The sequence below is a fragment of the Nocardia sp. NPDC059236 genome (genome assembly GCF_042754085.1).
Classification (GTDB): domain Bacteria; phylum Actinomycetota; class Actinomycetes; order Mycobacteriales; family Mycobacteriaceae; genus Nocardia.
The window spans coordinates 1-25,901 of sequence record NZ_JBHZAF010000017.1 but is presented as its reverse complement, the minus strand read 5'-3'; the positions used below and the strand labels follow the sequence as shown (position 1 = coordinate 25,901).

The window sequence follows — 25,901 nt, the reverse complement described above, 5'->3', positions numbered from 1 at the left end:
AGTGTGCTGCCGGGATTACTTGGTGTCGCTGTCGATCTGCAGGCTGCCGCCGCCGGCGTCGATCACCCGCATACTCACCGATTTGGTCGGGCCGTTCTTGGTCTGCAGCGAGTCCAGCACGATATCGACCGAACCATCGGGGTCGACCGTGCCGCCGCCATTGGCGCCCCGGATGCTCGAGTACTTCTGGACCGGGTTCCCGGTCCAATACGTCTGGAATGCCTGCTGACTGCCGTAGACCTGCTGAGCGGCGGGGGTCAGCAGCTTCCAGGCATCCGAGTACCGGGTGTAGGTCACGTCGTCCCAGAACGACTGCACCGCGTCGACGGCGGCGTCGAAGCTGACCGTCCCGGCGCTCTTGGTCTGACCGAGGCCCGAGGGCACGCCCTTGGTGGCGCTGGCCGTGACCGACGCCTTCACCGAGCTGCTGTTCGTGCCCGCGCCGGAGGTGCTGTTCGAACCGGAGTTGCCGAACAGGCCGTACGCGATGCCGCCGGCCACCACGACCACCGCGGCCATCAGGATCAGCACCAGCTTCTTCTTGGAGCCGGAATCCGAATCCGGTTCGGGCGCCGGATGATTGCGGGTCGGCGGGCCGGCGTTCATGGGCGGGCGCGGCGGCGGGGTCTCCAGCAGCTGTGCCTGGCTCATGGCGCCGGTCGGGATGTCGGCCGACTGGCGGCGCTCCATCTGCCGGGTGGTCTGCCGCGGCGCGGAGCGCTGAGCGGCGCCGGCCGACGGGGTGGACGGGCCCGAGCGCCGGGCCGCCAGCACCCGGGTGGCCTCGGCATCCGGGCCGACCTCGGCGAATTCGGCCATGATGTCGCGCACGTCGAGCATGCTCGGCCGGTCCTCCGGCTCGAAGCTGAGCAGGCTGAGCAGCAGATCGCTGAGCGGTCCGGCATTGCGCGGTTCGCTGATCTGGCCGTTGGCGGCCGCGTACAGCAGCGCCAGCGGATTCGGGTTGGTGCCGTAGGGCGGTTCGCCTTCCAGTGCGTGGAAGAGCGTGGCGCCCAAGGCGAATACGTCCGCGGCCGGCGTCGGTTCCGCTCCGCGCGCGACCTCGGGGGCGAGGTAGGCGGCGGTGCCGGAGATGAGTCCGGTGGCGGTCAGCGTGACATCACCCTTGGACTTGGCGATGCCGAAGTCGGTGATCTTCACGGCGCCGTTGTCGCCGAGCAGGATGTTGCCGGGCTTGACGTCGCGATGGACGATCCCGGCGCGATGCGCGGCGATGAGCGCGGATGCCACCTGTTCGCCGATGCGGGCGACCTGCGGCAGCGGCAGCGTGCCCTGCGCGGACAGCACCACCGCCAGACTCTGCGACGGCAGATACTCCATGACCAGGCACGGGTCACCCTCGTGCTCGGTGATGTCGAATACGACGATGGCGTTCGGGTGCTGGAACCGGGCCGCGTTGCGCGCCTCGCGTGCGGCGCGCTGCCGAACGATGTCCTTGTCCGCATCCGACAGGCTCGGCTGGGTGAGGATCTGTTTGACCGCCACGGAACGTTCGAGCCGCTGATCCACGGCTCGCCAGACGACACCTGTGCCGCCGCTACCAATCCGTTCGACCAGGCGGTAATGCCCTGCGATCACTTGGCCGGTTTCGATGGCACTACTCCGAAGTTCTTCGAGATGACTGTGACAATGCGGTTGCCCGCGCGTTTCCCCGCACGAGTGTAGCGGGCGACGCGCGGATCTCCGACGTCAGCGTGAGATATGAGCGAGATCTCGGTGAGATCTACGCCGCAATCGAGTGACCGCCGCGTAACCGGTTATGCGAACCCGCTGGTCGAAGCGCATCTATGACGGGACATAGACCAATTGGTTTGGTGCGTGTTTGCTCCCACACACCGACGGCGTTCAGCTACCTTTCACCCCCGAAGCCGGGGCGGAGACCGCCGCGGGCCACTCGGCGCGCGTCAATTGCGCCGCGTCCGCCTCGTCGAGCTCGATGTCGAAGACCTCGGCGAGCACCTTCGGCAACTCGGCGACCTCCAGCTCGCGCACCTCCTCCGAGCCGTCCGGGTAGCTGGTGGTCCAGGTGGTGCCGTCCAGCTGGTGATGCACCCCGGCGTGGAAGCGCTGTACGAACGGCCGCGTGGTGAACGGCGAACGCGCCGAGGTGGACACGTAGTGGTTCCCGACCGCGAAATCGACACGGTATTGCGGGGTGGTGACGAAGGTGTGGCGGTCCACCCAGCCGTCCCGGCCGAACTGGAACAGCGTCCACAGCTCGCCGCCGGCGGCATCGGCGGTCCGCTCCAGCCGGAAACGCCATGCGCCCGCGCTGAATTCACCACGATCGGGGGCCAGCTCGACCGGTTCGAGCGGCCCCCACCCGAAGCCGACATCACACAGCCAGCGGCGATCGTCGTCCACGGCCTTGACCCGCAGCAGCGCGTGGGTGGCTGGGCGCAGGTTGGTCGCGCCGCGCGTGACGCGGCCCGACATGGCGGTGAACTCGAAGCCGAGCCGCTCCAGCGCGGCGGCGAACAGGCCGACGTTCTCGTAGCAGTACCCGCCGCGCCGCCCCCGGATCAGCTTGTCCTGCAGCGCTTCCGGATCCAGTGGAATGCCGCGGCCGAGAATGACCTCCAGGTTCTCGAACGGAATGGTGGTGGTGTGGGCGCGCACCAGTTCGCGCAGGGTGGCCAGGGTGGGCGTGCGCTCGCCGGTGAATCCGATCCGGGCCAGGTAGGCGTCCAGGTCGAGGTCCGCGCCCTGCCAGGTGTACGAGGGGTCCGCCGGTGTGGTCATCGCTGCCTTCCTGTTGCGCCGGATTCGCAAAGATGAACGGTATTCGGCGGGAAAGTGTTCCGGCGGCAGCGGGTGCCAGGTCAGCGCACGGAGTCGGCCAGGGTGGGCAGGCCCTCGCGGTAGGTGGGGTACATCGGCTTCCAGCCCAGGTCGGCGCGCGCCTTGGCGTTCGAGACGCGGATGGAGAAGTCCAGCATCTGGGCGGCTGCCAGCGGTGAGGCCATGCGCACCAGGCGGGCCGGAAGCCGGCGCGGCGGCCGCGCGCCGACGGTCTCGGCCATGGCGTCGAACATGGTGTCCCAGGTGATCGGCTCGTCGTCGACGATGTTGTACGCCTGGCCGGCGACGCCGCGTTCGAGGGCCGCGACGGTCGCGGCGGCGGCGTCGGCGAGGTGGACGAAGCCGACGTATCCGGTCCCCGTGCTCGGCAGCGGGAACATGCGCAGCCGCAGCGCCCGCACGAAGCTCTCCGACGCGCCGGGACCGTAGAACAGGCCGTAGCGCAGGGCGATTCCGTCGATGCCGGGTGCGCGCCAGGCGCTCGATTCGGCCTCGTGCAGTGCGCCGATGATGCCGTCGGTGACGTCGCCCTGGATGCGGCCGAACGGGTCCTGCTCGGTCACCAGCCGCGAGCCGTGGTCGCGCAGGCCGTATCCGACGATCAGCGACTGGGTGAGATAGCGCCGCGCCCCGGTGCGCTGGGCCAGCTCCACCAGATGCTTGCTGCCGATCTCGCGTAACGCGTTGGTGCGCAACAGACCCGGCGCGTGATAGTGGGTCGGCGGCGAGTACCGGTAGGAGGTGAGCTGGTGGATGACCGCGTCGGCGGTCAGTCGTTCGGTGGCGCGCATCAGGTCCGAGCGGTCCATGACATTGGCGACCAGCGGGGTGGCCCCGAGCGAGCGCGCGACCTCGGCGCCGCGACCGCCGCGGGTGAGCGCGTACACCTGATGCCCGGCCTGCCGCAGCGCCGTGACCAGTGGCCGCCCGATCGCTCCCGTCGCCCCAGCCACCACGACTTTCATTGCGCCTCATCCCGTCTCACCGCGCCGACATCGACTGCGAGCCTACTGTCCGGGGACGGAATCGGGTGGATCGTGGTCAGCACCGAACGGCCGCGCTCAGGCCGCGCATTTGGCGTTCGGAGGCGCGGGCGGGGCGGTGTTCACGCCGGCCGCGACATCGATGAGGTAGTCGTGGTCGCCGCCCAGCGGCTCACTGCCGAGCAGCAATCGCTGGACCACACAACCGGATTCGAAGAACACCGGATTGATGCCGTGGTCGCCGGGCACCACGCGGCGCTCCAGATCGCGGCCGCTGACCACTGTGTACATGGAGACCGGGTGGCCGGAGAGGGTCAGTGACGCGCGCATTTCGAGCGACTGGGTGTAGGGCACCAGCGGGTCGGCGGTGCCGTGCAGCAGGACCGCACGCTTGACGTCGATGCGGTTGGTCATGAGCGCCGGCGACCGGTCGAGGTAGGACTGCAGGCAGATGACCGGGGTGCAACCGCCCGCGTCGCGTTCGATCTCGGCCCGCAATTGTGGTCCGGCCAGGCCGGATTCGAGCCAGGCGGTGACGTCGTCGGCGTGGCCGAAGGTGTCGACCCAGTAGTCGTAGGTGCCGGGCGGGGCATAGGCCGCGGCCAGCCCGCTGGTCACACCGCCCTGACTCCAGCCCCACAGCACCGTGGGACCGATGCCGGGGTGCTCGGCGCGGTACCACTGGGTGGCCGCGACGGTGTCGCGCCAGCCCGCCCAGACGTTCCACTCCCCGGTCCGCCAGGTGCCGGTGTCGGAGCGCTGATCCATGGTGACCATGGCCGCGCCGGTCTGCCGGACGATCGAGGCCAGGTAGTCGGGGAAGTCGCTCGCACTGCCGGCGTGGCCGTGCACCGCCACGATGAGTCCGCGGGCGCCGCCGTCGGGTTCGTAGACCCGGCCGGTGGCGGTCTCACCGTCCACCATCAGGGCCACCGGCCGCATCGACACGTCACCGGGTGGCGCGCTCGAAACCATCGGGGCCACAACCACCGTCGCCGCGAGCATGCCCGCAACCGCACCGACCACCCGCATCCCTCGCCACCGGACACCCACGCCCGGCATCGTCGCATGTCCGCGGGGCCCGGCCGGGTACCCACGCCGGGCGACTTCCCGGGCGGCGGGATGCCCGCGGATTCGGATGGCGGAGGCTAGGATTCGACCATGCGTTCGATGGATACCGCGGAGCGGCGGGCTCGGCTGGGGGTGCGGCACCGGTTGGCCGCCGGGGTGCGCGGCGACGCGGTCGAGCAAATCGTGCGGTCGATGGTGGTGCTGCACGCCACCGATCCGGCCACCGTGTACCTGTCCGTCGCGGCGCGCGGGGTGGGCATCGAACCCGGGCACGTGGAGCAGGCGCTCTACGACGATCGGACGCTGCTGCGCATGCTGGCCATGCGGCGCACCATGTTCGTCGCGCCGGTCGACCTGGTGCCGGTGCTGCAGGCGTCGGTGGCGGATGCCTTGGCGCACAAGCAGCGCAAGACCTACGGGCGGTACATCGAACAGTCCGGGGCGGTGCCGGGGAATGTCAGCGCGTGGCTGAACGAGGTCGAGGCGGAGACGCATGCGGCGCTGCTGGCGCGGGGCAGCGCGACCGGGGCGCAGTTGAGCAAGGAGGTGCCGCGGCTGCGGACCCAGGTCGACACCGCGCCGGGCAAGCCGTATTCCAAGCCGACCAATATCACCACCTGGGTGCTGGTGACGCTGGGCTGCGAGGGCCGGATCGTGCGCGGGCGTCCCAATGGGAGCTGGGCCAGCAGTCAGTACACGTGGGCGCCCATCGAATCCTGGCAGCCGGAGGGGATTCCGGCGCTGCCGGTGGACGAGGCGCGGGCGGAGCTGGTCCGGAAGTGGTTGCGCGCCTTCGGTCCCGCACCGGTGAGCGATCTCAAGTGGTGGACCGGGTGGACGCTGGGCGAGGTCCGCAAGGCGCTCGCGCCGGTGGATACCGCCGAGGTCGACCTGGGTGGTGAGACCGGCCTGGTTCTCGCCGACGATCTGGAACCGACTCCCGCCCCGGAACCCTGGGCCGCGCTGCTGCCCGCCCTCGACCCCACGCCGATGGGCTGGCAGTCCCGGGACTGGTACCTCGGCCCGCACCAGCCCGCGCTCTTCGACCGCAATGGCAATGTCGGCCCGACGGTCTGGTGGGACGGCCGCATCATCGGCGGCTGGGCGCAGCGCCCGGACGGCGAGATCGTCTGGCGGCTGCTGGAGGACGCGGGCTCCGACGCCGAGCGCGCCATCGCCGCGGAAGCCGAACGCATCGGGGCATGGTACGGCGATGTCCGCCCGATTCCCCGATTCCGAACGCCGCTCGAACGCGAGCTCACCGCCTGAGCCGCGCGCCGACACTCCGTCGAATACCGCCGCGCCGGTCCGTAATCCGTGCCGCAGATCGGTTGCGAGTTTGCGATCGAATGTCGATCTCATTGCATGGCAGGGTATTCGACGGTTGCGGCCCGGCCCGGATACTACTGTGAGGTTGCTGCCCACGAGTATTCGTAGAAATTCTGCGGGCCTACCGCGCGGCAGGCTGCTACTGTCGGCATTGTTGTTCGCACGATCCGGGCCGGGACACGGGGAGGTCCAGGGGTTCGGCGAGTTTTCGGAGTGTGTCATGGCGTTGACGAATCGGCTGGTCTCCCCGGCTGCACCGCACATCGATTCGGCCGGCGCGCCGCACGGTAGCTCCGCCGAGGGGCAGCCCGCACCCGCGCCATCGCGAAACGACCTGTGGGGCGACGCCTTCCGGGATGCGGCGCTGGGTATGTGCGCGGTGCTGTCGGCGACCGACGGGCGCATCGATCCCGCGGCGCGCATGCGGGTCGCGCAAATGGTCGGCGCGCACGAGGTCCTGCGCCTGCGTTCCCCCGAGGACCTGCGAAATCTGTTCGAGGACAATTGCGCCCGGCTCATCATGGATCCCGCCTTCGGGCACGCGTATGTGATGGCGCAGATTTCCAAGGCCACCGATTATCCCGAGCAGGCGGCCGCGGTGGTGCGGATCGGGCTGGTCGTCGGGCAAGCCCACGGCGAACTCGGCGCACACGCGCTCACAGTGATTCGCGAGGCTTGTCAGGTTTTGCGTCTGGACCCGCACGAATTCGGTCTGTAAAGCCCTCTGGCTTTTGCTGGACATTGCCCGGAGCCGTCCCGCATTCTTGGAGCGTTTGCTGCCTAGCGAGGGGATTCACTCTGCATGGCGATCCAAGGGTTCCTCAATATTCTGCTCGACACCGTCCACCCCAACCGGGGCTGGCGGTACTGCGGCTGGTGCGAAGGCACCGGGGCCGCAGGCTATTCCGAACGCGGGTCGGCGATCCTGTGCACCGGCTGCGGCGGCATCGGCTGGCTCGTCGATCCGCCCATTTACCGGCGCTGACCAGACGATTCACCCCCGGCGGAGTGGCACACCGGGGGTGAATCGACGGGAAGGGCTGTCTCACATATCGAGTCCGAGGTCCAGTACTCGGACCGAGTGGGTGAGCGCGCCGACGGCCAGGTAGTCGACGCCGGTGCGGGCGTAGTCGGCCGCCATGTCCAGCGAGAGTCCGCCCGAGGATTCGAGTTTGGTGCGCGGCGACCGGGTGTTGCGGCGCTGCACGGCCGCCTGGGTGGCCCACAGCGGGAAGTTGTCCAGCAGCACCAGTTCCACGTCCTCGGCGAGGACGGCGTCGAGCTGGTCGAGGCTGTCCACCTCGACCTCGCACTCGATGTCCGGGTTCAGTTCCCGCACAGCGCGCAGCGCGGCAACCACCGAGCCAGCGGCCACCACGTGGTTGTCCTTGATGAGCGCGGCATCGCCCAGACCCATGCGGTGATTGACGCCGCCGCCGACCCGCACCGCGTACTTCTGCAGGGCCCGCAGGCCGGGCAGGGTCTTGCGGCTGTCGCGGATGCGGCAATCGGTACCCGCCACCGCGTCCACCCACTGGGAGGTGGCGGTGGCGATTCCGGACAAGTGGCACACCAGGTTCAGCAGCGTGCGCTCGGCGGTGAGCAGCCCGCGCGTAGGTGCGGCCAGGCTGAGCACGACGTCACCGGGCTGCACCCGGGTGCCGTCCGCGACGCGGCCGGTGACCTCGTAATTGCCCGCGCCCAGCACCTCGTCGAGCACGAGCAGGCCGACATCCAGCCCGGCCACCGTGCCCGGCTGGCGAGAAGCCATGTCCGCCTTGGCGACCGCGTCCGCGGGGACCGTGGCCAGCGTGGTGATATCGGGCCCGTACCGCAGATCCTCGTCGAGGGCGGCGCGGATGAGCGCGACCACCGCGTCGCGGTCCAGTCCGGCGTCGAGGGTCATTGCTGCACTCCTTCTTCGATGACTTGTCCGTGGGAGACGGCGAGCTCCCGCATGATGGCCGTGCCCGTCACGAGGCGACGGGCACGGCGGCCCGGCCCCACGCCTGTCCTGGCTCGATGTCGTCGGCAACGAGCTTGGGCCGCCCGTCGGACCCGAGCCGCACCGCGATGCTGCGCCGCAATTCCTCCCGCGGCTCCGGGCAATCCGACCGGGTATGGCAGCCGCGGCTCTCGGTGCGTGCCGCCGCCGCGACCAGCAGCGCTCGCGCGGTCAGCGTGAGCGCGGAGTCCTCCAGCTCGCGAATGATCGCCGCCGCCGAATCGGAGTGCACGACTGCGCCATCGCTCGACGCATCGACGGCACCGTCGGCCCGGCCGACGGCCGCGCCGTTTCCGTTCAGCGCCCACTCGACGGTGATGTCGGGCGCGGCATTGTCGGCGACCAGGCCGACCATGCGCAGGACGGCGGCGCGCAGGCCGTCGCCGTCGCGGACGACCGAGGCGTGCTCGGACATCAGCTCCTGCAGCAACTTTCGATCCGCACGGGGGAAGCGCAGCGGGCCGACCTCGGCGATCGGGCGGGCCGCGCCCCGGCGTTCGGCGGCCGCCACGCCCGCGCGCTCGCCGACCACCAGGCCCTCGAGCAGGCTGTTGGAGGCCAGGCGATTCGCGCCGTGCAGGCCGGTGCGGGCCACCTCACCGGCGGCGTACAGGCCGGGCACCGTGGTGCGGCCGGCGGTGTCGGTGAGGATGCCGCCGCACTGGTAGTGCGCGGCCGGCGCGACCGGGATCAGATCCGTGGTGGGGTCGATGCCCGCGGCCAGGCACGAGGCGGTGATGGTCGGGAAGCGTTGCGGGAAGCCCTCGATCGAGCGGCCGTCGAGGTACACGTGGTCGGTGCCGAGCTCGTGCATGCGGGCCGCGATGGCGCGGGAGACCACGTCGCGCGGGGCCAGATCGCCGCGCGGGTGAACGCCCGCGGTCACCGAATTGCCTTCGGAATCCACGAGAATCGCGCCCTCGCCGCGCACCGCCTCGCTGATCAGCGGGCGGCGGCCCAGGCCGCCGGGCGTGAACAGCACGGTGGGGTGGAACTGCAGGAATTCCAGGTCCGCCACCAGCGCCCCGGCCCGCAGCGCCAGCGCGATGCCGTCGGCGGTGGCCCCGGCGGGATTGGTGCTGCACGCGTACAGCTGGCCCAGCCCGCCGGTGGCGAGCAGTACGGCGGGCGCGTGCACGATGCCGAAGCCCTGGCCCGACACCACGATGACACCGCGCACGCCCTCGGGTCCGGTCACGATGTCGAGCACGACGGCCCCGAACAGCACCGGCAGTCCGGCCGCGTTCAGCGCCCGCTGCACCTCGGCACCGGTGGCGTCACCGCCCGCGTGAATGATGCGGCGGATGCTGTGGCCGCCCTCGCGTGTCCGCGACACTTGACCATCGCGCCCGAGATCGAACACCGCGCCCAGATCGGTCAGCGCGGCCACCGCGTGCTGCCCGCCCTCGACGATGGACCGCACCGCGTCGGCGTCACACAGCCCGGCCCCGGCGACCACGGTGTCGTGCACGTGCGATTCCACCGAATCCCCGTGCGGCGCAACCACCGCGATCCCGCCCTGCGCGTACTGCGTGGAGGTGTCGGTGGGCCCGCCCTTGCTGAGCGTCAGCACCCGCAGCCCGCGTAGGGACGCGGTCCGCGCGGCGGTCAGGCCGGCCACCCCGCCACCCACGACGACGAGATCCGCCTCGGCTTCCCAGGTGATGGAAATCGATGTATTCACCATTGCTCATCCCTCCCCTGACGGGGGACGACGTGGCTACTCGCCGCCGCCGGGGTTGCCGATCTCGATCATGCGCTGCACCGAATTGCGGGCCAGGGCAGCGGTTTCGGCATCGACGTGGACCTCGTCGCGGTTCTCCACCAGGCAGCGGAGCAGGGCGGCGGGGGTGATCATCTTCATGTATTGGCAGGAGGCGCGGTCGTTGACGGCCTGGAAGTCGATGCCGGGGGCGGCTTTCCGCAGCTGGTGCAGCATGCCGACCTCGGTGGCAACCAGGACCTGGTTCGACTTCGCGGCCCTGGCGGCGTCGATCATGCCGCCGGTGGACAGAATGTGCACCCGGTCGGCCGGGAACTCACCGGCACCCGCCAGGTAGAGAGCCGAAGTGGCGCAACCGCATTCGGGGTGCACGAACAGCTCGGCGTCGGGGTGGGTGCGGGCCTGCTCGTTGAGCTCGTCGCCGTTGATGCCGGCGTGCACGTGGCACTCGCCCATCCAGATGTGCATGTTCTCGCGGCCGGTGACGCGCTTGACGTGTGCGCCCAGGAACTGGTCCGGCAGGAACAGCACCTCGCGGTCCGGGTCGATGGAGGCGACCACGTCGACGGCATTGGAGGAGGTGCAGCAGATGTCGGTCAGCGCCTTCACCGCGGCGGTGGTGTTCACGTACGAGACCACCAGCGCGCCCGGGTGCTCGGCCTTCCAGTCGCGCAGTTCCCCGGCGGATATGGAGTCGGCCAGCGAGCAGCCCGCGCGCTGGTCCGGGATGAGCACGGTCTTCGCGGGGCTGAGGATCTTGGCGGTCTCGGCCATGAAGTGCACACCGCAGAAGACGATGGTGTCCTCCGGCGCCTCCGCGGCGATCCGGGACAGGGCCAGGGAGTCGCCCACGTGGTCGGCGATGTCCTGGATCTCGGGCAGCTGGTAGTTGTGCGCCAGGATGGTGGCATTGCGCTCACGCGCCAGCCGCTTGATCTCCGCCGCCCATTCGGGGGTGGCCTCCACACCGGAGTATCCCGACGGGCCGTCCGTGATGCGCTCGGTCAGCGTCATCGTCGCGCCCACTGCTGCAGCCATGGCATGGCTCCTTCTCTCATGCGCCCGGCAACCTCGCCGATTCGCATCCAACCGGTTTTCGACTTACAATCGAAAACGTGGCCCATCGTAGCACCATCCACGAAACACTCACCGCGGTGTTCCAGGTTCGTCGCTTTCCTGACACCATCCGTGCAGGTGAGAGCCCTAGCGTGGGTGGGATTGCCATCTCCGACCGCTGCCCGCCGGGCCAGCGCACCGAACTCGCGGTGCTGTTGTGGGAACGCGCCCTGGACCCCGCCAAGGGCACCTGGTCGCTGCCCGGCGGCCGCCTGCGCGACGACGAGGATCTCGATACGTCCGCGGCCCGCCAGCTCGCCGAGAAGGTCGATGTCCGCGAGCTGACCCACCTCGAGCAGGTGTGGGTCTTCAGCGATCCCGACCGGGTGCCCGGCGACCGCCGAATCGCCTCGGCCTATCTGGGTCTGGTGCCGTTGACCGCCGAACCGGTGCTTCCCCACGACACCAAGTGGCACCCGGTCTCGGGTCTGCCGGACATGTCCTTCGACCACGGCACGGTCGTCCGCCATGCCCGAAACCGTTTGGCCGCCAAGCTGTCCTACACCAATATCGCCTTCGGCCTGGCCCCCGCCACCTTCACCATGTCCACCCTGCGTGAAATCTATTGCGCCGCACTGGGCTACGACGTGGATACCACCAACCTCCAGCGAGTACTGACCCGCCGCAAGGTGATCACCCCCACCGGCGCGACCTCCTCCCCCGGCCGCGCGGGCGGGCGGCCCGCCGCCGTCTACCGCTTCACCGACTCCGGGATCCGCGTCACCGACGAATTCGCCGCCCTCCGCCCGCCCAGCTAGCCGTGCGGACCGCCCGCGCCTAGGCCGGTATTGTCGCCGCCCGGTCCGGATCGGTCACCGGGTCCAGCTTCCGGACCCGAATCGTGATCGCGACCACGATCGCCGCCAGCACGAAAAACCCTGCGCCCCAGTAGAACCCGACGTCGTAACTGTGAATCGCGGCGCGCGCCGGCAGATCCGGGGTGGGCGGGTGATTGCGCGCGTATCGCGTCGAGACCTGCACCGCGATGGTAGTGAGCAGCGCGGTTCCGATCGAGGCGCCGATCTGCTGCACGGCGTTCAGGAGACCGCTGGCCACACCGGCATCGCGATCGTCGATCGCGTACAGCGCGGTGGCCTGCATGGCCACGAAGATCTGCGCCATGCCGAGCGCTATCACGATCTCGGCCGGCAGCACGGCCGCCCAGTAGGGGTACCCGACCCGCAACTGCGCCAGATAGATCAGGCCACCCGCCCCGAGTTGCGCACCGGCCAGCATCAGCACGCGCGGCCCGACCTGGGGCAACAACTTGCTGGCTATGCCCGCGGAAACGACGATGCCGAATGGAAAGGGCAGGAAGGCGATTCCGGCCTTCAACGGCGAATACCCGAGCGTCTGCTGGAAGTAGTAGCTGAGGAACAGGAACACCGCGTACATCGCGACCGGAACCAGCAGCGCGACCAGGAACGAGCCGCCCCGATTGATCTCGCCCGGAATACGCAGGGGCAGCAGCGGATTGGCGACCCGCGCCTCGATGGCGACGAAGGCCAGCAGCAGGCAGACACCGATCACCAGCAGCGCGACGGTGCTGGCCGCGCCCCATCCCACCTGCGCCGCGCGATTGAACCCGTACACGACGCTCGCCAGTCCCGCGGTCACGAGAACCACACCGGGCAGGTCGTAGCCGCCCACCCGGCGGACCGGCACGTCCCGCACGACGACCAGCAGGGCTGCCGCCGCGGTGGCGGCCGCGATCGGAATGTTCACCAGCAGGCACCAGCGCCAGGAGGCGTACTGCGTCAACGCTCCGCCGCCGATGAGCCCGACCGCGAACCCCGCTCCGGACACGCCCCCGAACACGGCGAAGGCACGAGCCCGCTCCTGCGCCGCGGTGAACGTCACCGACACCAGCGACAGCGCCGAGGGCGCCAGCAGTGCCGCGAACATGCCCTGCAGCGCCCGGCCGGCGAACAGCATGCCCGGGCTCACCGCCGCCCCGGCCAGCGCCGAGGCCACCGCGAACCCGACCAGGCCGATGAGGAAGATCCGCCGCCGGCCGACATAGTCGGCCAGACGGCCGCCCAGCAGCAACAGGCCACCGAACATGAGCGTGTAGGCCGTGAACACCCATTGCTTGTCGGCATCGCGGATGCCGAGGTCGGCCTGCGCGTAGGGCAGCGAGATCGTCACGATCGTCGCGTCCAGGACGACGAGCAATTGCGCGATCGACAGCACCAGCAGTGCCCACCAGCGACGATCGGACGCCGCCCGTTCTTCGGACATGAAGCTCACCCCTTACTTATCGGTTTCCTGCGACCGCGCCGGTGTCACGCGACCGCGCGATTGTTGAAGGTCCGCCCGGGAAGGCGGCTCGCGACGAAATCCACCGCGGATCCGAGCACGCCGATGACGAGGATGATGGCCACAACCTGGTTGTAGGCCAACTGATCTCGGGCATTGAGGATCTGATAGCCCAGCCCCGAGCGGACCCCGAGCATCTCCGCGGGTACCAGCACGATCCAGGCGGTGCCGAGACCCAGGCGCAGACCGGTCCGGACATGATCACGCACGGCCGGAATGATCACGACCCGCAGCTGTTCCACCCGCGTCGCGTGAAACGACCGCGCCACGTCCAGAAAGCCGCGGTCGATGGCGTGCACCCCGGAGACGGTGTTCAGCAGGATGGGCCACACGGCCGCGGCGGCGACCAGGAAATAGACCGGCTGATTACCGATTCCGAACAGCGCGATGGCGATCGGCGTCCAGGACAGCGGCGAGATCATGCGCAAGAACTGCACGACGGGCGTGGCCGCCCGCTCGATCCGCGTGCTCAGGCCGATCAGCAGACCCGCCGGGACACCGATCACCATGGCGATGGCCAGGCCGATGACCAAGCGCCACAGGCTGATCGCCGCATCCGATACCAGCACGCCGCGCTGATACAGATCGACGATCGCCGGTAGCACCCGCTGTGGGGCGGTCTGGCGCAGCAGCGAATGCTGCGGCGCCAGTACGGAAGTCGCCAGCCACCAGAGCAGAACCGTGAGGATGATGGCCGCGGCCGCGGGCCACGCCTTGGCGACGGCCGACCGGGCTGCGGTGCGGGCGGTCGGGGTGGATCGAACGAAGGTAGAAGTCACAGCAGTTGCACCTGTTCAGCTCTGACGAGGTCGGCGGGCAGCCCCAAGGCCTGTGTCCCTCCGTGTGCGGCAATCGAATTCAGCACGAAGGTGTCGTCGACCAGCCCCGCGTGCGCCGTGCCCGGATCCAGGCCGTCCAGAAAGCCGCGGTCCCCGTCGACCACGGTGTCGTGCATTGCCTCGACCAGCTTCCGGGTGAAGCTGGGATAGGGGTACGGCTGGAATCCGACCAGTTGCGGTGACCAATCGGGATGTCGCAGTTGATAGGGCGGCGCGGGATAGGTCAGCGCCGTCCGAACCGCGGGCAGTGGCTGGGGCAGGTAACTTCCGGACGTCAGCGCACCGGCGGATCCATTGCGGTCCGCGGTGATTCGCACTTGGGCGGCAACCACCGCATCCGTGACCACCTGCACCGCGGCCGGCCGCTCCGCGATCACGTCGTCCCTGGTCACCAGTACGCAGCAGGCATGTTCACGCCACACGTCGCCCAGGAAGGTATGGATTCGCCCGATCTTCTTGATCTGCGCGATGGCATTGAACGGGTCCGCCACGACGTACCCGGCGATCGAGCGATTCGCCAGGGCGGGAACCATATCCGACGGGCTCATGACGACGAGTTCGACGGTGCGCTGGGATCGCGACGCACTGCGCCGCACCACCGGAGTGATGTCGTGCGCTCGCAGCAGTTGCTGGAGGACGATGTTGTGGATCGACCACCAGAACGGGATGGCGACCTGGGTTCCCGCCAGCTGCTCCAGATCCGTAATGTCCGGGGCGACAGTGAGTGCCGAGCCATTGGTGTGATTCCAGCCCAGCACTCGCACCCCGGCACCCAGAACGCGCTGGAGCTGCAGAGCCATCGGCATCAACAGATGCGCGACATCGATCTCACGGGAGACGAACGCCTCCGCCAGCCCGGCCCAGCTTCGGAACATCACGGGCTTACCGCTGTTCACCCCGGAGGAATAGAGGCCCGCCGAATGCGCGATCAGCAGGGGCGCCGCATCGGTGATCGGCAGGTAGCCGATGCGAAGTGCGCTCTCCCGCCGTCGCCCGGCGGTGGCCGCGCTGTGCACGAGGTCCGCCGAGCCGAAGAGCCCGGCGGCGACGGTGAGTCCCGTCGCGCCCGCCAGCAGGTACCGTCTCGAAATATCCGTCAAGGAACCGCCACCTCGTCCGGGTGGTACTGCTGGAGAATGTCGTCACGCAGCGCCGGCGTATCGCCGGTTCGGACGTCCCGCCATTCACGGCGCATCCGGCCCCGGTCGAGCAGCACGATCCGATCCGACAGCGCGATCGCTTCGTCGACGTCATGCGTGATGAGCACGACCGTGGCCGCGAGTTCGGCGACGAGCTCGGCCAGCCACTGCCGCAGATCTATTCGAGTCGCCGGGTCCAACGCACTGAACGGCTCGTCGAGCAGGAGCAGCCGTGGCCGGGTCGCGACCGCCCGCAGTACGGCCACGCGCTGCGCCTGGCCGCCCGACAGCTCGCTCGGATATCGGTCCGCGAGGCCGTCCAAACCGAAACGCCGCAACAGGGTTTCCGGATACCGACGGTCGAATTCGTTCCGGTGAGCGGCGAATCGCCCTGCCACCGAGATGTTCTCGATGACCGTGAGCCATGGCAGTAGCAGGGATTGCTGGAACACCACCCCGGTGCGCGGGCGAGCGCCGTCCGCGCTCCAGCTCACCGTTCCCGCGGTCAGCTTCTCCAAGCCCGCCAATATCCGCAGCAGCGTGGACTTTCCGCCGCCGCTCGGGCCCAGCACGGCGAGGAACTCACCGCGATCGATCGAGATGCTCACGTTGTCCAGCACGAGATTGTCGCCGAACTTCTTCGTGCCGCAATCGAGGGTCAATTCATTTCGCAAACAAGGACACCTTCGTGAGCGGAATCGAGCGAGCGCGCCGACCATCGACGGCAGCGCTCACTCGCTTCCAGGGGTTCGCGCTATGCGCCCTTTACGCCGGTCAGCCGCGTGTACATGCCGCCGTGCACGCTGTCGACGACCACGTCGCTCAGCTGTTCACGGAACACCCGCTCGAACGGCTCGAGCTTCTTGTAGTGCGATCCGACGATGAACGACTTCAGGAAGTTGTACCCGTTGATGGCGGGGTACCCGAATCCGGAGGTTCGCGGCAGGGCATCGATGATGCGGACACCGGTACCCGGCTGCAGGTTCCCGAGGAGCTCGTCCAGTTTCTGCGAAGGGTCCGGAACGCAGCTCATCGCAATGCAACTGAAGACCACGTCGACGTCCCGAAGCAGCGGTGTCGTCGCGATGTCGTCGACCACGAGCTTCACATTGTTCCACCCGTTCGCCGCCACCCGCTTTTCCGCCTTGGCGAGAATGGCCGCGTTGTTGTCCAACCCGATCACCCGGCCCGACGGGCCGATCGCGTCGATCAGAGCCGGGAAAGCAAGTCCGGTACCGCATCCGAGATCGGCCACCGTCTTGCCGGACAGGTCCAGTCCCGCGACCAGGGCCGGGTGCAGCTTGTCGATTCCACCGAGTGAGAGGACCCACGCGGTCCGGTCGTAAATCGGTGCCGCGATATCGTATCGCTCTGCGAATTTCATACCCACTCCCTCAGGTTCTCTTCGGCCGAAGCATTCATCGTCGAGTCAGTCGAACTCGGAAGCCGCCCTTGATCACCGGCGCCAGGCCGGGATCCTCGCGAAGTGACCAGTGTGGCGGCACTTCGATCTTGTAGCGGCTGAAGATCAAGGCCACGAGGTACGGCGCGATCAGGTACCCCAGTTGGGCGCCGGTGCATCGGTGCGGGCCCGCACCCCACGCCAGGTAGTGCAACACCCGAGGCTGATCGACCCGTTTGCTCTTGTCGTAGAACCGATTCGGATCGAACTTGTCGGGATCGGTCCACCAGCGCGGGTCGCGGTGGATCGTCGAGATCGGAACGCCCAGCATCGTATTGGGCGCGATGTCGAACCCTTGGAAGTTCGCGCCGGTCGATGTGAATCGGAGCAGGAGCGGAAGCCCTTGCATTCGCATCGATTCCTCGAAGCAGGATTTCACCCAATGCAGGCTGCGCACCGACTCGATGGACGGCTGTGAAAGATCGACAGTGCCACTCTCTTCCACGAGGCGATCCGTCGCTCCGGCGTCGAGGACGGTGCGAACGACCGTTTGGGTGATCGCGCCGGCGGTAGTGCCATACGACGCGCTGGTCATGGTCGCCACATCGAAGCAAAGGTCCCAGAAAGTCATGGGGGTCTTCAGCTTCTTGTATCCCGCGAGCATGCCGTCCAAGACATCGCCGTAGGTGCCCAGAGCCGGCGAGTTCTGCCGCTCGACAACGCGATTCTTGACGATCTTCGCCGCGGTGTACACCGCCCAGGGCCGGATCTTGTACGGACCCCACGGGCGCACCAGATTCGGCGGATCGGCAATCTTCAGAGTCGATCCGAGGAACTTGGTGAAGGTCGAGAGGCCGTTGTGCAACTCATCGATCTCATGGGGAGTGAAGGGCTCGGTGAACGTCTGCTTCAGCACTCCTCGCAAGAGGGTCTGAAAAATCGCCTCCTGCAGATCGGTGACACCCTCGGCGTCGGTCGCCACGGCGATGTTCGCGTCGAGGCTGTCGAGGTAGGCTTCGACATTGGCATTGAACGTGCTCTTCAGACCGTCCCGGGTGACCAGCGGACTGACGATCCGACGCCTTTCCCTGAAGAGCTCTCCCTCGATGAACGACAACCCGTTCTGCCGCTTCGCAATAACGGGATGATAGTTTCCGAACTTGCTGTAGTCGCCGGAGGTGTCACCCATAGCCGCGTGTGCGTCTTCCGGGTTACCCAGTACGACCAAGTCCCGGAGCGGGAACCTGACTCGGCTGACATCTCCGTACTGCCGGACAGTGTCCCGCAGGAACTTGTTGCGGTCCTTCGCGAACTCGGGGTATGAACCCATGAAACGGTGTCCCGGCGGCCCGGGCAGGTGCTCATTCGAGAAACGGCGGCTGATTATGCTGGTTTCAGAATGTACCTTCGGCGCCTCGACGTGCGGGCATTTGTTGGACATGAAGAACCTTTTCCATCTCTACTTGCGGAACACATAGGCGCGAACCATGCCGCCGTGGTACCGCGCTCGGGAATCCAATGTGAGGCCGGCCTTTTCGCAGCGGGCTATGGTGTATTCCGCGCCGCGGTCCATCTCCACCTCCTTGGTCATGTGGGCGACGGGCGCCAAACCGAGAAGTCCCGCGATCCTGCGAATCAGCAACAGGCGGTACTTCAGCACCGTGCGCAGCAACTCGCTGTCCGGCAGGGCGAGTTCGATCAGCAGAAAGCGTCCGCCGTCGCGGAGCACCCGTACCGTCTCCGCCAGCGCGGCCGACGGGTCGTCCATGTCATCCAGCGCGAAACACATGACGACGGCGTCGAATGTCGACGACTCGAAGGTCAGCGCCTCCGCGCTTCCGTGCACCAGGCCCCACTCGCTCCGCGGCCACTCCTGCCCCAGCCGCGCCAGTTTGCGCTCCGCCACCTCCAGCATCTGCTCATTGAGATCGACGGCGCAGTAGGACATCGGAAAGCGATATTCGGCGGCCAGCGCGGACGCGATCTCGGCCGTCCCCGCGGCGACATCGAGCACCCTCGAACCGGCCTCGAGCCGGAGCAGGCGGACCGCCTCGCGCCGGAGCCGCTTGTCGCCACCCAATGTGAGAATCGAATTGACCAGGTCGTAGCGCGGAGCTATTTCCGTGAACATCGCCTGCGGCGTAGCCGGACGTGTCCCGACCATTCGCGTCCCTCCTCTCTGATTGCCTGACAGTTCATTCGCTTCGCCCTACCCGGCGAATCAGTTGGACAGCCGCGTCGGCGCCCACCGCCTTCACCATCGACCACGCGCCGGATCTCGCGGCCTTACCGTCGCGCAGCCAGCCCGATACCAGTCCCACGACCTGGCGAACATGAATGCGTCCCGCCAGCGCGGGAGCCTCCACCGCGGGGATGCGCGCGTCGATGAGCATCGGGCCCTCGGTGCGAAGCGCGGATCGGAAGGCATTCCCGAATTCCTCGGATGTCCGCGCCGTCACCGCGGGCAGCCCGCAATGCCGCGCGAAGCTGGCGAAATCCAATGGCGCGAATTCCGATGAGGTATCCGGCCATCCCATGATCCAGCTCTCGAACTTGATGGCGGCCAGCGCGCTGTTGTTGAAAACGACGATCACCGTTGTCGATTCGACCTTCGCGGCATTGCGGAGCTCGGCCAGCGTGATGCCGATCCCGCCATCTCCCACGATCGCCACCGAGATTTCCTTCGGCCTGCGGACGGCGACGTCCACCGCAGCCGGCACCGCGAATCCCATGGTGGCGAAGGATGCGGTCCACAGATATCTGGACGCGGACCGTACGTAGCGGTATGCCCAGAGCGTGTTGATACCGACATCCACGCTCAGGGTGGATGCTCTATCGGCTTGCGCGAGCTCATGATCGATGATCTGCGCGGCCGCGGCCGCGCGCAGTTCCCGCGCACTCTCCCGCGGCCCTTTTCGCCGCGATGTGCCGGACCGGGCGATATCGCGCACGGCGACAGGATCATTCGACGATCCGATCAGTGCCTCCAGCAGCTCCCGTGCGTCTCCGAGCAGGCCGATCGATTCGGGCGGGAGACGAAGGAAAGTCAGCGGGTCGGCATTGATCGACACCACCGGACCGTTTCCGACGAGCTCGAATGCGGAGCCGCGCCAGGACACGCCCACCAATACGACAAGCCGGCTCTGCCGGATGTTCTGCATTGCTTCGTCATGACCGGATGTCCCCACCAGGCCGTCGCAGTGTTCGCCCAGAACATCCGCGGCCAGGGCACCCATGGTGCAGTAGAGCGGAGCTCCCGTGCGTGACGCCAACTCGAGAAGTTCACGTCGTGCGCCGGCTGCGCCACGGCCCACAATGATCGAGACATTCTCGGCCGCTTCGAGCAGTTCCGCCGCCCGCGCGATCTCTTCGCAGGCGGCCATCGTGCTACCGGGAAGCCCGATCAACGACGTCGGAATACCTTGCGCGCTCGAACTTTCCACGAGCGCTGCGCTGTTGCCCGCCGCTATCGCGGAGTTGGCGACGTGAATGTGCGTCACCCCTTTACCCCCGGCGGCCACGGTCAGCAACGCGTCTCGAAGGCGCGTCGAATCCTTGGCGGTGCCGTCCAGGACCACCGATATCGCCGAGATCTCCCCCAGCACGTCCACCGGATCCAGGAACCAGCGGTCGATTTCGAAGGAGACCAGCAGCACCGAGGCGCTGTCGAACGAAGCGTCGTAGAGCCCGTTCAGCTGCGCGAGCAGTTCCGCGGGCGAGGTCACCAGGGCACACGCCGTGGTCCCCTCGGCCTTGAAGGCCGCGGTTGCCCGCATGGCGGCCGCCTGCGTATCGGAGACGACATGCACGTCGAGGTCGGACGATTCACTCGCCGAACCGAGCCGCGCACAACTACTTCGCGAGAGATACACCGAGTCGACCCCGCGACCCGCTATCGCACCGAACAGATCGCTCGCGAACCGGACGGCATCGGCGTCGACCCTCCCGCCGGACAGCGCCGGTTCCACTTCCAGCGCGGAGGTCAGGATCACGACCGGACCGTGCTCGCGGCCGGCCTCTTCCAGCCTCGAATTCAGCTCACTCGGGCTTCCGGCCCACAACACCGGGATTCCGAAGGCCTGAGCCAGATCTCGGATCGTCGCACCGGATTCCGCTGCGCAGACAACGGTGACGGGAACCGCGTAGCGCGCGGCGGTGGACAGCTCCGCGATGTACTGGTCCAGAGACGCGAGGTCGGTCAGCGCATAGCATCGATCACCGGCCGCCAGCGCAAGACCGATCGACATCGGCAGCGCCGACCCTTCGGCCTCCAGATTCCACGCGCTGTGAACATTCGCGTGCTCACCCAGGAACCTGCGCGACAGTCGCTGCATCGGTCCTGGGTCGACGGCCACCGACGCACCCGTCAGCCGCCGCGTGAGCACCGCCCACCCGCCGGGCACCTCCGCGTCGCGCGGTGTACCGGACGGCTGCTCCGATGATGCTTGTGCCGGAATGTCTTTGCGGCTCGACACGGCGGAGGTCAGGGACTCCAGAATCGCCGGAATATCACCGGCGATCCCAACCCGCCGGCATCCCTCGTCGAACCCGGACGTAGCGAGATCGGTGATTTCGATCAGGATATTCGCCGCGGGAAAGTACCGCTCCACTCCGACGGTACGCCGGCCGATCAGCAGAACGCCGCCGTCGGCCGCGGATTCTTCATGGTCGTCGACGGGGGTCACCAGCGCCTCCGGGATACCCGACTCGGGCAGGGCCACCAGTGGAGCCGCCAGTGCGTGTGCGAGCAGGCGCGCGCGATCGACCGATTCCCCGCTGCCGGAACCCAATACGATCGCCATCGGGTTCACGCACAGGTGGTCGGCAAGGTCGTCGATGCGTTTCTTGTCGACCTTCGTGGCACTGCGGCGATCCAGCCGATACGGGCTCGCCTGTTCCCTCTCATCGACCGGTGCGTTCAGCAGATCCGACGGGACCGCGACATGAGCCGACGTCTGCTCGAGTCGTATCGCGAGCACGATCTGGTCGAAGACGCCGATCTGGTCGGCCGACATGATGTCCGATGAGCGCCACGTACCGTCTCGGAACAGCCGCGAGGATTCGATCTCCTGGAACGACTTCGTCCCGATACCGGCCAGCGGAACCTGTCCGGATATCGCCAGCACCGGCACCCGGTCGTAGAGCCCGTTATAAACGCCGGGCAGCAAGTGCGTGGCGCCGGGGCCGGCCGTACCGAAGCACACACCCACGGTGCCCGAGCCCCGCGCGTAGCCGACGGCCATCCAGGAGGCCGCGCTTTCGTGGCGAACCGCGATGAGCCCGATCTCTTCCCGCCGCCCGACCGCATCGACGAGGCAATTCACCGATTCCGCGGGCATCCCGAAGATGTAGCGCACATCGTTCCGGACCAATCGATCCACCAACGCATCGGCGAACCGGGGACGGCCCATCAGATCGGCCCCCAGGTGCGGATTCATCTGTGGCATGCGCTTGCCTCCATTCCGCGGTATCCCTCCGCGAGTACATCGACAACGTCAGCTAGGTGCTCGAGTGCGGGCACGGTGATCCGGACGCCGAGGTCCGGATATTCACGGACGGCGATCCCCGAGCGGGAGAAGCAATCGACAAGAGATGCCGTGTGCCGCATGGGCATCCAGAGAAAGTTGCCGCCCGATTCGGGGACGGCGAGTCCGTGCTCGCGAACCGATTCGGTGAACAACGACCGGCAGTGCACGACCGAATCGACCTGGGCGGCAAGCTCATTGCTCACATCCAACGAGGCGATCGCCGCGGCCACCGCCATTCGGTTCACGCCGAAGGGCAATGCGGCCGTTCGACAGGCACCGATCAGATCTCTATTGCCGACGGCGTATCCCACACGGAGCCCCGCCAGTCCGTAGGCCTTCGAGAAGGTCCGCATGACAACAAGATTCGAATACAGGCGAGTCAGCCGGAAGATCGCGGCAGGATCGACGGTTCGATCGAAATCGATATAGGCCTCGTCCACCACGACGACCGTGTGCCGCGGAGCCGTCCGGAGCACCAGCTCGATCTCGTCGAGACGCACCCGCTCACCCGTCGGGTTGTGCGGCGAACAGATCAGGATCGCGGCCGCGTCCGATCCGGCCACCGCCACCATGGAATCCAGTGGCTGCCACCGACTTTCCGTGCCCGGCACCGGCACCGGCGTGCCGCCGGAGTCGGCCACGACTCGCTCGTACGCGTCGAAGGCCGGAACCGCGAAGACGACCCGGCCACCATCCCCGGCAACCCGTCGCAGCACGTATCCGAGCACGCCTACGCTGCCCGGCCCGACGATGACCTGGTCGGCGGCGCAGCCCACGAACTCGGCGATGGCTCCCCGCAGCGAGCCATACGACGCGGAAGGGTAGTCCGCGGCGCGGTCCACCTCGGCCTCGATCGCATTGCGGACGCTCGGCAATGGAGCAAAAGGCAACGCATTGTTCGAAAGGTCCAGCGCGACTACCGAATAGTTGTTCTCCTCACCCGAGCGATACTCATTCCACACGACACCCGGACGCGCCTTCATCAACCTTTCCACCGCATCCATCAGACGACATCCTTCTTTCTGCGGGTATCGAGCTTCAGCGCATCCATGAGGAAAATGATGACCAGCGACCCGATCACGATGCTGATCGATGAAACGGAAGGATCTATCAGCAGGATCCAGGTCGACAAATATCCCGTCGATACCACCATGTCGAAACGAAGCATGTTGTTCGCCGACTGGCTGTCGTCACGAAGGATCATCCGCGCGCACTGAACGCATACGATCGGGAACCAGACGAGGGCCAGCAGGTACTTCTCCCCGAACTGACCGGCGGCCACCAGGAATACCGGACCCAGGTAGACGATGATCGTTCCGGCCGAGGCCACCACCGCGGCTTGCAAACGTGTTCGGCTGATGGTCGCCGAGGTCGTCAGACCGGCAGCCCTATCGCCGTAATAGTCGGGCAGATTCTTCACCAGTCCCTTGGCCGCGAACCACACGAACAAATATGCGGCCATGCTGATGAAGGGCCAATTCCCGAGAACCGCCGGCCCGTGCTTCGCGACGGCGGGAGCCATCAGGAACGGGAAGGCGACATCCAGGGCGAAGAGGCAGATCGACAGCACCGGCCGCGCCTTCACCCGAAATGGCGGCAAGGAGTACTGGTGTGCGATGAGAACACAGATCGCCGTCATCACGACGAAGATGGGGCTCACCAGAGTCGCCAACCCCAGCATGATCGCGCACACGACATAGGAACTCACCAGCAGCCGCCGCCGGCCGTAGAGACCGAGCAGGTACAGGCGGGCCGGCAGGTTCTCATTGTCTTCCGCGACATCGGAATAGCCGTTGAACAGATTCGCGACCGCGCTGTACAGGAAGGTGATCGCGAAGCCGATCAGAACATCGACGTCAACCGTCAGACCGAGGAGCTTGCAGGAAAGGCAGAACGCCAGCATTCCGGGTAGGCATGTACGCGGGCGGGCGAACGAAAGGAACAGCTCGATCCGCCCCAGAATTCCTGTCGTGTATCCCTCGGACGAATGTACCCAATCGAGTCTCTCCTCTGCCGACTTGTCCAGAAATTCGTCAAGTGTCGGTATCGACATAGTTTCAGCCACGATCACAGCTCACTCGTCATGCGCAGTTGGATATTGCCCGCCCCGGGGCCCCCAGCTCCTGAAACCGAAACCCTTGCCCCACGATCGGCACTCAGAACACGACTCGTCAATGCTTATACGGTGTATTGCGGTTCCGCTGGTGTGAGCATACACGAAATCCGTTGTCGCCCAAGGGTGTTCAACCGCTGCCTTCATCAGTTGCACACGCCCATGTGCGGCCGAAAACCGTTGGCAATTCACGTGATTCCGTGTGGGCGAGGTATATCAGACGTCGTCTCGTATCGCAGAGAGGGTTTCAATGCTGATCGACTTCGTTCCCGACCGGAATCTGTACCCCTTCGGCTCTCGCTGGTTCGACTCGTCCGCCGGCCGGGTGCACTACATCGACGAGGGGTCCGGGCCGACAATCCTGTTCTGCCATGGCGTTCCGACGTGGAGTTTCCTCTACCGCCACATCGTGCAGGAGCTGCGCGACCGGTACCGCTGTATCGTCGTCGACTACCTGGGGTTCGGATTGTCCGAACGTCCGCAGGGATTCGGTTACACGGTCGCCGAGCACATCTCGGTCCTCGGCGAACTGATCGATCACCTGCGGCTCGACGACTTCATCCTGATGGGACACGACTGGGGCGGACCCATCGGCCTCGGCGCGGTAACCACGCGCGCCGATCGGCTGCGCGGAATCGTGCTGGGCAACACCACGTTCTGGCCACCCGAAGCGCGGGCGAATCGGGTTTTCAGCATGCTCATCCGCACCCCCCTGATGCAGCGGCAAGTGCTCGAGCGGAACTTCCTCGTCGAGCGCGTCCTACTCGGCGAGCTGGGGCGCAAGCTCAGCGCGGCCGAGGCCGACCACTATCGCGGGGTGCAGCCCACCCCGGAAGCCCGCCCGGGACTCGGCGTGATCGCCAAACAGATTCGCGACGCCCGGCCGCTACTGGAGCAGCTCTCCCGAGACGTGCCCGCCGTCCTCGCCGACAAGCCGACCCTCTTGGTCTGGGGTATGCGGGACCTCGTCTACCGCCCTAAGGCCCACATCCCCCGAATGCAGGCGACATTCACCGACCTCGAGGTAGTCGAGCTGCCGAGCGCACAGCAGTTCATCCAGGAGCACGCACCCCATGAGATCGCGACGGCGATCGCGAAGCGGTTCCCCTGAGCCTGGCGAAACCGTGGGCGGCGCTACCACTCGGTAGCGCCGCCCACGTCGATCAGGTTCGGCTGCCTGCCATTTCGAGCGCGCCTAGTTCTTCCGGCCCGGCGCCTTCATCCCCGATTTGAACCCCAGACCACCCGGCTTGGCGGCCGGCGGCGCGACGGAACCATTCCCTTCCGGCGTGCCATTGCCCTCCGTAGCGGCCGGGGCGGCGGGCTCGGCGGCCGGAGCCGGAGCGGCCTCCGTCGGAGCCGAATCCTCCGGAGCCGCAGGCGCTTCCGGAGCCGGAGCGGCGGCCGGGGCCGCGCCGCCGGGAGCCTTCGGGCCGGGGCGCTTGAGGCCGGACTTCATGGCCAGACCCTTGGGCGCGATGGACGGCTTGGCCTCGGCGGCCGGAGCCGAC

At 67.4% G+C, this 25,901-nt stretch carries 22 protein-coding genes and 1 pseudogene; 5 read left to right on the top strand and 18 right to left on the bottom strand.

From position 1 onward, the window contains the following. Positions 1–15: 15 nt before the first annotated feature. From ACFXIV_RS34555 to ACFXIV_RS34540, 4 genes are all read right to left on the bottom strand, one after another. Positions 16–1,599: a protein kinase gene (locus tag ACFXIV_RS34555; protein WP_379402122.1), complete on the bottom strand. Its 1,584-nt coding sequence runs from the start codon at positions 1,597–1,599 to the stop codon at positions 16–18. Between the two features lie 267 nt (positions 1,600–1,866). After that, the gene (locus tag ACFXIV_RS34550) at positions 1,867–2,763 is read right to left on the bottom strand and encodes an arylamine N-acetyltransferase (RefSeq protein WP_379402121.1); all 897 of its coding nucleotides are present in this window, start codon (positions 2,761–2,763) and stop codon (positions 1,867–1,869) included. Positions 2,764–2,843: 80 nt separating this feature from the next. Further along, positions 2,844–3,788 (bottom strand): NAD-dependent epimerase/dehydratase family protein, encoded by a 945-nt coding sequence (locus tag ACFXIV_RS34545; RefSeq protein WP_379402120.1) that lies wholly within the window; start codon positions 3,786–3,788, stop codon positions 2,844–2,846. A 96-nt stretch (positions 3,789–3,884) separates the two neighbouring features. Then, positions 3,885–4,832, bottom strand: coding sequence for an alpha/beta hydrolase family protein (locus tag ACFXIV_RS34540; protein WP_379421382.1), 948 nt, complete (start codon positions 4,830–4,832; stop codon positions 3,885–3,887). A 135-nt stretch (positions 4,833–4,967) separates the two neighbouring features. Between ACFXIV_RS34540 and ACFXIV_RS34535 the strand changes: the two genes are divergently transcribed. The 3 genes from ACFXIV_RS34535 (at position 4,968) to ACFXIV_RS34525 (ending at position 7,191) form a co-directional block, all read left to right on the top strand. Then, positions 4,968–6,146, top strand: a complete 1,179-nt coding sequence (locus ACFXIV_RS34535; RefSeq protein ID WP_379402117.1) for a winged helix DNA-binding domain-containing protein — start codon at positions 4,968–4,970, stop codon at positions 6,144–6,146. A gap of 280 nt (positions 6,147–6,426) precedes the next feature. Further along, a complete protein-coding gene (locus ACFXIV_RS34530) occupies positions 6,427–6,924 on the top strand; it encodes a tellurite resistance TerB family protein (protein ID WP_379402116.1) in 498 nt (165 codons plus the stop codon). 84 nt (positions 6,925–7,008) lie between these two features. Beyond that, a complete protein-coding gene (locus ACFXIV_RS34525) occupies positions 7,009–7,191 on the top strand; it encodes a hypothetical protein (protein WP_379402115.1) in 183 nt (60 codons plus the stop codon). Between the two features lie 60 nt (positions 7,192–7,251). Here the strand turns inward: ACFXIV_RS34525 and nadC are convergent, their stop codons facing one another. The 3 genes from nadC to nadA form a co-directional block, all read right to left on the bottom strand. Next, positions 7,252–8,112 carry a carboxylating nicotinate-nucleotide diphosphorylase gene (gene nadC, locus ACFXIV_RS34520; RefSeq protein WP_379402114.1) on the bottom strand — a complete coding sequence of 287 codons (861 nt, stop codon included), beginning with the start codon at positions 8,110–8,112 and terminating at the stop codon, positions 7,252–7,254. A 67-nt stretch (positions 8,113–8,179) separates the two neighbouring features. Continuing rightward, positions 8,180–9,898: an L-aspartate oxidase gene (locus ACFXIV_RS34515; protein ID WP_379402113.1), complete on the bottom strand. Its 1,719-nt coding sequence runs from the start codon at positions 9,896–9,898 to the stop codon at positions 8,180–8,182. A gap of 33 nt (positions 9,899–9,931) precedes the next feature. Further along, entirely contained in the window at positions 9,932–10,972 is a 1,041-nt protein-coding gene (nadA, locus tag ACFXIV_RS34510; RefSeq protein WP_379402112.1) for a quinolinate synthase NadA, read from the bottom strand. 77 nt (positions 10,973–11,049) lie between these two features. Here nadA and ACFXIV_RS34505 point away from each other — a divergent pair, with 77 nt between their 5' ends. Beyond that, the gene (locus ACFXIV_RS34505; protein WP_379402111.1) at positions 11,050–11,808 is read left to right on the top strand and encodes an NUDIX domain-containing protein; all 759 of its coding nucleotides are present in this window, start codon (positions 11,050–11,052) and stop codon (positions 11,806–11,808) included. A gap of 19 nt (positions 11,809–11,827) precedes the next feature. On the opposite strand, the gene ACFXIV_RS34500 is transcribed toward ACFXIV_RS34505, so the two are convergent. From ACFXIV_RS34500 to ACFXIV_RS34455, 10 genes are all read right to left on the bottom strand, one after another. Next, positions 11,828–13,291: an MFS transporter gene (locus tag ACFXIV_RS34500; protein ID WP_379402110.1), complete on the bottom strand. Its 1,464-nt coding sequence runs from the start codon at positions 13,289–13,291 to the stop codon at positions 11,828–11,830. Between the two features lie 44 nt (positions 13,292–13,335). Further along, positions 13,336–14,148, bottom strand: coding sequence for an ABC transporter permease (locus ACFXIV_RS34495; RefSeq protein WP_379402109.1), 813 nt, complete (start codon positions 14,146–14,148; stop codon positions 13,336–13,338). Continuing rightward, positions 14,145–15,308 (bottom strand): ABC transporter substrate-binding protein, encoded by a 1,164-nt coding sequence (locus ACFXIV_RS34490; protein ID WP_379402108.1) that lies wholly within the window; start codon positions 15,306–15,308, stop codon positions 14,145–14,147. Before ACFXIV_RS34490 ends, ACFXIV_RS34495 begins: the two co-directional genes overlap by 4 nt. Further along, positions 15,305–15,967: an ABC transporter ATP-binding protein gene (locus ACFXIV_RS34485; protein WP_379402195.1), complete on the bottom strand. Its 663-nt coding sequence runs from the start codon at positions 15,965–15,967 to the stop codon at positions 15,305–15,307. The genes ACFXIV_RS34490 and ACFXIV_RS34485 overlap by 4 nt, the downstream gene beginning before the upstream one ends. Positions 15,968–16,101: 134 nt before the next feature. Continuing rightward, positions 16,102–16,731: a methyltransferase domain-containing protein gene (locus ACFXIV_RS34480; RefSeq protein ID WP_379402107.1), complete on the bottom strand. Its 630-nt coding sequence runs from the start codon at positions 16,729–16,731 to the stop codon at positions 16,102–16,104. A 34-nt stretch (positions 16,732–16,765) separates the two neighbouring features. Beyond that, a complete protein-coding gene (locus ACFXIV_RS34475; protein WP_379402106.1) occupies positions 16,766–18,190 on the bottom strand; it encodes a cytochrome P450 in 1,425 nt (474 codons plus the stop codon). Positions 18,191–18,208: 18 nt separating this feature from the next. Next, on the bottom strand, positions 18,209–18,913 hold the full coding sequence (locus ACFXIV_RS34470; protein WP_379402105.1) for a class I SAM-dependent methyltransferase: 705 nt from the start codon (positions 18,911–18,913) through the stop codon (positions 18,209–18,211). Between the two features lie 31 nt (positions 18,914–18,944). Further along, positions 18,945–22,196, bottom strand: a complete 3,252-nt coding sequence (locus ACFXIV_RS34465) for a thiamine pyrophosphate-binding protein (RefSeq protein WP_379402104.1) — start codon at positions 22,194–22,196, stop codon at positions 18,945–18,947. Further along, complete coding sequence (locus ACFXIV_RS34460) at positions 22,184–23,281, bottom strand: pyridoxal phosphate-dependent aminotransferase (protein ID WP_379402103.1); 1,098 nt, start codon at positions 23,279–23,281, stop codon at positions 22,184–22,186. The genes ACFXIV_RS34465 and ACFXIV_RS34460 overlap by 13 nt, the downstream gene beginning before the upstream one ends. After that, on the bottom strand, positions 23,281–24,348 hold the full coding sequence (locus ACFXIV_RS34455; protein ID WP_379402102.1) for a UbiA family prenyltransferase: 1,068 nt from the start codon (positions 24,346–24,348) through the stop codon (positions 23,281–23,283). Before ACFXIV_RS34455 ends, ACFXIV_RS34460 begins: the two co-directional genes overlap by 1 nt. A gap of 292 nt (positions 24,349–24,640) precedes the next feature. Here ACFXIV_RS34455 and ACFXIV_RS34450 point away from each other — a divergent pair, with 292 nt between their 5' ends. After that, positions 24,641–25,501 carry a haloalkane dehalogenase gene (locus ACFXIV_RS34450; protein ID WP_379402101.1) on the top strand — a complete coding sequence of 287 codons (861 nt, stop codon included), beginning with the start codon at positions 24,641–24,643 and terminating at the stop codon, positions 25,499–25,501. Positions 25,502–25,585: 84 nt separating this feature from the next. Here the strand turns inward: ACFXIV_RS34450 and ACFXIV_RS34445 are convergent. Beyond that, positions 25,586–25,901 (bottom strand): annotated as a pseudogene (locus ACFXIV_RS34445) (Fe-S oxidoreductase); the annotation flags it as partial.

Coding starts and splice junctions, on each gene's coding strand:
- ACFXIV_RS34550 (WP_379402121.1), bottom strand. CDS start 2,763: ATGACCACACCGGCGGACCCCTCGTACACCTGGCAGGGCGCGGACCTC.
- ACFXIV_RS34545 (WP_379402120.1), bottom strand. CDS start 3,788: ATGAAAGTCGTGGTGGCTGGGGCGACGGGAGCGATCGGGCGGCCACTG.
- ACFXIV_RS34535 (WP_379402117.1), top strand. CDS start 4,968: ATGCGTTCGATGGATACCGCGGAGCGGCGGGCTCGGCTGGGGGTGCGG.
- ACFXIV_RS34530 (WP_379402116.1), top strand. CDS start 6,427: ATGGCGTTGACGAATCGGCTGGTCTCCCCGGCTGCACCGCACATCGAT.
- ACFXIV_RS34525 (WP_379402115.1), top strand. CDS start 7,009: ATGGCGATCCAAGGGTTCCTCAATATTCTGCTCGACACCGTCCACCCC.
- nadC (WP_379402114.1), bottom strand. CDS start 8,112: ATGACCCTCGACGCCGGACTGGACCGCGACGCGGTGGTCGCGCTCATC.
- ACFXIV_RS34515 (WP_379402113.1), bottom strand. CDS start 9,898: ATGGTGAATACATCGATTTCCATCACCTGGGAAGCCGAGGCGGATCTC.
- nadA (WP_379402112.1), bottom strand. CDS start 10,972: ATGGCTGCAGCAGTGGGCGCGACGATGACGCTGACCGAGCGCATCACG.
- ACFXIV_RS34500 (WP_379402110.1), bottom strand. CDS start 13,291: ATGTCCGAAGAACGGGCGGCGTCCGATCGTCGCTGGTGGGCACTGCTG.
- ACFXIV_RS34480 (WP_379402107.1), bottom strand. CDS start 16,731: ATGAAATTCGCAGAGCGATACGATATCGCGGCACCGATTTACGACCGG.
- ACFXIV_RS34475 (WP_379402106.1), bottom strand. CDS start 18,190: ATGTCCAACAAATGCCCGCACGTCGAGGCGCCGAAGGTACATTCTGAA.
- ACFXIV_RS34470 (WP_379402105.1), bottom strand. CDS start 18,913: ATGGTCGGGACACGTCCGGCTACGCCGCAGGCGATGTTCACGGAAATA.
- ACFXIV_RS34465 (WP_379402104.1), bottom strand. CDS start 22,196: ATGCCACAGATGAATCCGCACCTGGGGGCCGATCTGATGGGCCGTCCC.
- ACFXIV_RS34460 (WP_379402103.1), bottom strand. CDS start 23,281: ATGGATGCGGTGGAAAGGTTGATGAAGGCGCGTCCGGGTGTCGTGTGG.
- ACFXIV_RS34450 (WP_379402101.1), top strand. CDS start 24,641: ATGCTGATCGACTTCGTTCCCGACCGGAATCTGTACCCCTTCGGCTCT.